The organism is Streptomyces sp., assembly GCF_036566765.1.
Classification (GTDB): domain Bacteria; phylum Actinomycetota; class Actinomycetes; order Streptomycetales; family Streptomycetaceae; genus Streptomyces.
Window position 1 is genome coordinate 1 of record NZ_DATCVQ010000630.1, and the last position, 6,312, is coordinate 6,312.

General features: G+C 71.5%; 7 protein-coding genes. 4 read left to right on the top strand and 3 right to left on the bottom strand.

What is annotated here, in order from left to right; all coding sequences use genetic code 11:
* The coding region (locus VIU94_RS36615; protein ID WP_331918530.1) for a M23 family metallopeptidase at positions 1-205 on the top strand (205 nt) is incomplete at its 5' end.
* Here VIU94_RS36615 and VIU94_RS36620 read toward each other — a convergent pair.
* The gene (locus VIU94_RS36620; RefSeq protein WP_331918532.1) at positions 193-597 is read right to left on the bottom strand and encodes a nuclear transport factor 2 family protein; all 405 of its coding nucleotides are present in this window, start codon (positions 595-597) and stop codon (positions 193-195) included. The genes VIU94_RS36615 and VIU94_RS36620 overlap by 13 nt on opposite strands.
* Positions 598-682: 85 nt before the next feature.
* Here VIU94_RS36620 and VIU94_RS36625 point away from each other — a divergent pair, with 85 nt between their 5' ends.
* Both VIU94_RS36625 and VIU94_RS36630 read left to right on the top strand, forming a co-directional pair.
* Positions 683-1,471, top strand: a complete 789-nt coding sequence (locus VIU94_RS36625; RefSeq protein ID WP_331918534.1) for a maleylpyruvate isomerase family mycothiol-dependent enzyme — start codon at positions 683-685, stop codon at positions 1,469-1,471.
* 103 nt (positions 1,472-1,574) lie between these two features.
* The gene (locus VIU94_RS36630) at positions 1,575-2,402 is read left to right on the top strand and encodes an META domain-containing protein (protein WP_331918536.1); all 828 of its coding nucleotides are present in this window, start codon (positions 1,575-1,577) and stop codon (positions 2,400-2,402) included.
* A 13-nt stretch (positions 2,403-2,415) separates the two neighbouring features.
* Here the strand turns inward: VIU94_RS36630 and VIU94_RS36635 are convergent, their stop codons facing one another.
* Both VIU94_RS36635 and VIU94_RS44830 read right to left on the bottom strand, forming a co-directional pair.
* Positions 2,416-3,819 (bottom strand): sulfatase family protein, encoded by a 1,404-nt coding sequence (locus tag VIU94_RS36635; protein ID WP_331918538.1) that lies wholly within the window; start codon positions 3,817-3,819, stop codon positions 2,416-2,418.
* A gap of 406 nt (positions 3,820-4,225) precedes the next feature.
* Entirely contained in the window at positions 4,226-4,318 is a 93-nt protein-coding gene (locus VIU94_RS44830) for a putative leader peptide (RefSeq protein ID WP_365499025.1), read from the bottom strand.
* A 412-nt stretch (positions 4,319-4,730) separates the two neighbouring features.
* Between VIU94_RS44830 and purF the strand changes: the two genes are divergently transcribed.
* Complete coding sequence (gene purF / locus VIU94_RS36640; RefSeq protein WP_331918540.1) at positions 4,731-6,257, top strand: amidophosphoribosyltransferase; 1,527 nt, start codon at positions 4,731-4,733, stop codon at positions 6,255-6,257.
* Positions 6,258-6,312: the final 55 nt, after the last annotated feature.

The window sequence follows — 6,312 nt, forward strand, 5'->3', positions numbered from 1 at the left end:
CCCCGGCGACCGGGTCACCGCGGGCCAGGAGCTGGCCCGCTGCGGCAACTCCGGCAACTCCACGGAGCCGCACGTGCACTTCCAGCTGATGGACGGCCCGGACCTGGAGACGGCTCGGGGCGTCCCGTTCACCTGGCGCGGCGTGGGGGTGCCGAAGAACGGGGAGACGTTCGAGGCGTCGCGGGAATCGGTCTACTCGGCCTGACCCCAGAAGGCGTCGGACGCCTCGATGTCCTCGACGCACTCGTCGATGTCGGAGATCTTGCCGCCGACGATCGTGAAGAAGAGCGCGCCGTTCATCTCGATGCCGCGGTCGCCCCGTTCGGCGAAGAACCTGTTCGCCGCCACGGCGTGGCCGCGGCCGTCGACGGAGATGTGGTCGAGCTGGACCTGCATCTTGCCGCCGGTGAGCTCGAACATCTTGCCGTACATGGCGATGATGTTGGCCTTGCCCTTGAAGTGCCCGGACACCTGGCTCTCGCCGGGCACGTGGTGCGTGCAGTCGTCCGTCATCAGGGAGGCGACCGTCTCCATGTCTCCCTTGACCCATGCTTCGAAGCCCTTGCGTATCAGGGCGCTGTCGGGGTGTTCAGCCATGGTCCTTCGACCCCTCTCGTGGCTCCCTTTCAGTCTCCGCCGCGCGTTCCCTCCCCGCCATGCGGCAGCGACTAGCCTCGGCCCCATGCCACCTGCCAAGAAGCGCACCCGCTCGTACGACTCCGCCAAGACCCGCGCCGCCGTGCTCGCCCAGTTCGAGAACGTGCGGACGGCCGTCGCGACGCTCACGCCCGAGCAGCTCGACGGGCCCACCCGGCTCGGCGCGTGGACGGTACGGGAGCTGGCGGCGCACCTGACGGCGGTGGTCGGCGCGGTCGCCCGGTATCTGGCCGCGCCCGAGCCGGAGAGGCAGGAACTGACGCTGCTCGACTGGCCGTTCGCGACGATCACCGCGGCCGAGCAGGTCGACGAGGACACCCGCGCGATCGACGCCGACGACCTGGCGGCGCTGTACGCGGCGACGGCGGAGCAGTACACGCAGCGGCTGGCCGGCGCCTCCGACGACCGGCTGGTGCCGACGCGGTTCGGCGGGATGCGGCTCGCCGACTTCCTGGTCACCCGGACCGTCGAACTCGTCGTCCACACCGACGACCTGAACGCCGCGACCGGGCTCGACGTCCCGTACGACCGCCAGGCCCTCGCCGCCTGCACCCGGCTGCTCGCCGACGCGCTGGCGGTGAAGGCCGCGGGCGGGGCGGTCGAGGTCAGGATCCCGCCGTTCGCCGTGGTCCAGTGCGTGGAGGGCCCCCGGCACACCCGCGGCACCCCGCCGAACGTCGTCGAGACCGACCCGCTGACCTGGATCCGGCTGGCCACCGGCCGTACGGACTGGGCGACGGAGCGCGCGGCGGCCCGGGTGAGCGCGAGCGGGGAGCGGGCGGACCTGGCGGATCTGCTGCCGATCATGGGCTGATCGCTGCCAGGGCCACGGCCTTCCGGGCGGGATCCGGAGCCGTCCCGGGCGGGAGCCGCGACCGTACGCGGAACCGCTCCGCCCGCCGCCCCGTCCCATCGGCATGCAGAAGCCGCGCATCACCGCAGCCGCCGCCCTGGCCTCCCTCGCCCTGCTCACCGCCTGTGGCACCGAGACCGGCTCCGGTGCGGGCTCGGGCCCCGGGTCCGACCAGACGGTCGTCACCGACGTGGCCGTCACCGGTGTCCGCTGGTCGTTCGACAGCATCACCGTGGACGGCAAGCGGACCCCGGCCCCGGACGGCGCGTACGTCGAGATCGCCGAGAACGGCCGGGCCAAGGGCAACACCGGCTGCAACCACTTCGGCGGCGCCGTCGCGGTCAAGGCCGACACCCTCGACGTCAGCCTCGACGAGACCACCGAGATCGGCTGCCCCGAGGACCTGCAGCGCTTCGAGACGGTCCTGGACAAGACCTTCGACGGCAAGCTCAAGGCCGTCGTCGACGGCGACAAGCTCACCCTCACCCGGGCCGACGGCGACACCCTCGTCCTCAGCTCCCAGAAGCCCGTCCCGCTCCAGGGCACGCCGTGGACCGTCGAGTCGCTGGTCTCCGGCGACTCCTCCGCCTCGCTGCCCGCCGGCACCGAGGGCCGCGCGCACTTCGTCATCGGCAAGGACGGCAAGGTGACCGGCAGCCTCGGCTGCAACCGCTTCTCCACCACGGCCACGGTCTCCGGCTCCACCATCGCCTTCGGCCGGGTCGTCTCCACCCGGATGCTGTGCGCCCCGCCGCAGATGAACGTGGAGAAGGCGATGCTGAACGTCTTCGAGAGCAAGGCGACGTACGAGCTCCGCGACCGCGCGCTCTCCCTCACCGCACCGGACGGCAGGGGCGTCGCCGCGACGGCGAAGCCCGTCACCAAGGACTGAGCGGCCCGCCGCCTCAGGCGGGGTACGGCAGTAGGCCCGCGTTCACCGCCTCCCAGGCGGACCGCAGCTCCGCCAGCCGCTCGTTCTCGTACGGGGCCCGGTCCGCCTGCTCCCGTACGTCCTGCGACAGATGGAACAGCTGGTCACGGCCGCTCTTGCCGCGGTAGTACTTCCAGTCGCCGCGGCGCAGCGCCCGCTCCCCGCGCACCCGCCAGAACAGGTCCCGCTCCGGCACCTCGGCACCGCGCAGCAGATGGCCGGCCAGGCTGGTGCCGTCCAGGGGGTACGCCGGGTGGGGGCGGGCGCCGGCCAGCTCCAGCAGGGTGGCGGTCCAGTCGGGCGTGAACACCGGCAGGTCGCTGACCTGGCCGCCGTCGATCCGGGCCGGCCAGCGCAGGATCGCCGGAACCCGGATGCCGCCCTCCTGGAGGGAGCTCTTGTTGCCGGAGAGCGGCCAGTTGTAGGAGAACCGCTCGCCGCCGTTGTCGCTGGCGAAGAAGACCAGGGTGTTCCGCTCCTGGCCGGAGCGCTTCAGGGCTTGGAGGACCTCGCCGACGGAGCGGTCCAGGTCCTCGACCATCTCCTTGTACTTGGCGAGGGAGCCGCCGTCCTGGTGCCAGAGCGCGCCGCGCTCGCCGGCCCTGATCCGGCGGACGATCTCCGCGCTCTCCTCGGTGTCGCCGTCGGCGATCCATGGCCAGTGCGGGGTGGTGAAGTTCAGGTTGAGCAGCCAGGGGCGGTCGTGGTCGCGGGCCACGTACTCGCTCGCGCGCTCGGTGAGGATCCGGGTGTAGTAGCGGAGGTCCTTGTATTCGGCGTCGCCCTCGTACAGGTCGTACTCGCCGCCGAGGCCGAGCTTGGAGTAGTACTCCAGGGCCCCGCCGAAGTTGCCGAAGAACTCGTCCCAGCCGGACTTGGTGGGGGAGTAGTCCGGGAGGTAGCCGCAGTGCCACTTGCCGATCAGGGCGGTGGCGTACCCGGTGTCGCGGAGCAGTGAGGCGAGGGTGGGGTGGGTCGGCTCCAGGCCGACGGACTTGTCGGCGATCGGTTCGGCGAGTCCGCCCTTGGTACGGCCCGGGAAGCGGCCGGTGTAGAGGCTGAAACGGGTCGGGGAGCAGGTGGCGGAGCCGGAGTACGCGTCGGTGAACCGGACGCCCTGGCGGGCGAGGCGGTCGAGGTGCGGGGTGCGGATGTCGGGGGAGCCGTAGGAGGAGAGGTCGGCCCAGCCGAGGTCGTCGCCGAGGATGAAGAGGATGTTGGGGCGGGGCCCGGAACGGGCGGGGGCGGCGGCACGGAATGGCCGTTCGTGGGTCTGCGCGGCCGCCGCCGGGGCCGCCCCGAGCGCGGCCGCAGCCGCCCCAGCGACGGCGGCCCCGCCAAGGGCACGACGAGAGAGCTTCTGGACGTGCGGGGACATACGGGTGCTCCTTGAGGTGTACGAGTATGCGGGCGCGGGCCCTGCGGGCACGGGGGCGTGCGGGCGCCGGTCCTCGGGGTACGGGGGCGTGCGGGCGCACGGGCCTCCGCCGGTTCGGGCCCTCCGGCGCGTCGGGTGCTTGTCCCACCCGTCCGCCCGATCACCCCGCTGCAGAGGTGCGGGCATGGCGGTGCCGAGGTCATCGGCCTACAGAAGTGGACGGCCCCCGCCGCGCCGGGCGAACGGGCTCACCGGCTCCGACGGTTCGGGCCCTCCGGCGCGCCGGGTGCTCGACCCACCCACCCGCCCGATCACGCCGCTTCAGGGGTGCAGGGCACGGCGGTGCCGCGATCAGCGGCCTACAGGTGCGGGTGGGCCCGGGCAGGGCCTTGGAAGCCGGAGGCTTCTACGCGCAGCGACAGATCGCGCTCGCGACACGGACCAGGTCGACGTGGCGGCGCTCCACAAGAGTGACCGTGCGGTCACGGCGGGGCTGCATGATCGAGGAGCCTCGCCGACAGTGCGTGCCCCTGTCAACCACCCGTCCCGCTCCCTGGGACGCCCCCAGCGCGACGGCCCCGGTTCGGACTCCGTCCGCTCGGGGACGGCCCCGGTTCGACCCCCGTCCGCTCCCGGGACCAGCTCGGTTCGGACTCCTGCCCGCCCCCCAAAAACCGCCCCCGCTTGCGAACTCCGTCACACTCCGGGCCGCCCCCGGCCCCCGTACGAGCGTCCGCTCTCCTCCGCCCGTTCCGTGGCCGATCCCGTGGACCCCTTTTCCCACCAGGGATGCGGGGCTCGGGCCCGCTCCCGCGTACGCCGGTGGATCAGCTCGTGCGATCGCACTACCTGCGCACTCCCGCACATTCGCCAATTCGGACCAGTGGTCGATCTCGCCTACACTCGGGAACGTGCCACGTGGTGACGGTCGACTCAATCACGATCTGCTTCCCGGCGAGAAAGGCCCCCAGGACGCTTGTGGCGTCTTCGGTGTCTGGGCTCCGGGTGAAGAGGTCGCAAAGCTCACGTACTTCGGGCTCTACGCCCTCCAGCATCGGGGCCAGGAATCCGCGGGAATCGCGGTCAGCAACGGCTCCCAGATCCTCGTCTTCAAGGACATGGGCCTCGTGTCCCAGGTCTTCGACGAGACCTCTCTCGGTTCCCTCCAAGGTCATATCGCGGTCGGTCACGCCCGCTACTCGACCACCGGGGCCTCCGTGTGGGAGAACGCGCAGCCGACGTTCCGGGCGACTGCCCACGGCTCTATCGCGCTCGGCCACAACGGCAACCTGGTGAACACGGCGCAACTCGCCGAGATGGTCGCGGACCTGCCCAAGCAGGAAGGCCGCACCACCCGCGTCGCGGCCACCAACGACACCGACCTCCTCACGGCGCTCCTCGCCGCCCAGGTCGACGAGGACGGCAAGCCGCTCACCATCGAGCAGGCCGCCGCGAAGGTCCTCCCCGACGTCCGGGGCGCCTTCTCGCTGGTCTTCATGGACGAGCACACGCTCTACGCGGCCCGCGACCCGCAGGGCATCCGCCCGCTGGTCCTCGGCCGTCTCGAGCGCGGCTGGGTCGTCGCCTCCGAGTCCGCCGCCCTCGACATCTGCGGTGCCAGCTTCGTCCGCGAGGTCGAGCCGGGCGAGATGATCGCGATCGACGAGAACGGCATCCGCACCTCGCGATTCGCGGAAGCGAAGCCCAAGGGCTGTGTCTTCGAGTACGTGTACCTGGCTCGTCCCGACACCGACATCGCCGGGCGGAACGTGTACCTCTCCCGCGTGGAGATGGGCCGCCGCCTCGCGAAGGAGGCGCCGGTCGAGGCCGACCTGGTCATAGCGACGCCGGAGTCCGGCACGCCGGCCGCGATCGGCTACGCCGAGGCCTCCGGCATCCCGTTCGGCGCGGGCCTGGTGAAGAACGCCTACGTGGGCCGCACCTTCATCCAGCCCTCCCAGACCATCCGCCAGCTGGGCATCCGGCTGAAGCTGAACCCCCTCAGGGACGTCATCAAGGGCAAGCGCCTGGTGGTCGTCGACGACTCGATCGTCCGCGGGAACACCCAGCGCGCCCTGGTCAAGATGCTCCGTGAGGCCGGCGCGGCCGAGATCCACATCCGGATCTCCTCCCCGCCGGTGAAGTGGCCCTGCTTCTTCGGCATCGACTTCGCCACCCGCGCGGAGCTGATCGCCAACGGCATGACGATCGAGGAGATCGGCACGTCGCTCGGCGCGGACTCGCTCTCGTACATCTCCCTCGACGGGATGATCGAGGCGACCACGATCCAGAAGCCGAACCTCTGCCGCGCCTGCTTCGACGGCGAGTACCCGATGGAGCTCCCGGACCCCGAGCTGCTCGGCAAGCAGCTGCTGGAGAACGAGCTGGCCGCCGGCCCCGCCGCCACCGCGGCCGCCGACGCGCTGCGTCGCCCGTAAGACCCCGCTGCAACCCCGCAGTACGACACGAAAGTTCTTCAGCATGTCTGAGACC

What these genes read in the sequence shown, in the direction of transcription:
- VIU94_RS36635 (WP_331918538.1), bottom strand. Translation starts at nt 3,819, where the DNA reads ATGTCCCCGCACGTCCAGAAGCTCTCTCGTCGTGCCCTTGGCGGGGCC.
- VIU94_RS36620 (WP_331918532.1), bottom strand. Translation starts at nt 597, where the DNA reads ATGGCTGAACACCCCGACAGCGCCCTGATACGCAAGGGCTTCGAAGCA.
- VIU94_RS36630 (WP_331918536.1), top strand. Translation starts at nt 1,575, where the DNA reads ATGCAGAAGCCGCGCATCACCGCAGCCGCCGCCCTGGCCTCCCTCGCC.
- VIU94_RS36625 (WP_331918534.1), top strand. Translation starts at nt 683, where the DNA reads ATGCCACCTGCCAAGAAGCGCACCCGCTCGTACGACTCCGCCAAGACC.
- VIU94_RS44830 (WP_365499025.1), bottom strand. Translation starts at nt 4,318, where the DNA reads ATGCAGCCCCGCCGTGACCGCACGGTCACTCTTGTGGAGCGCCGCCAC.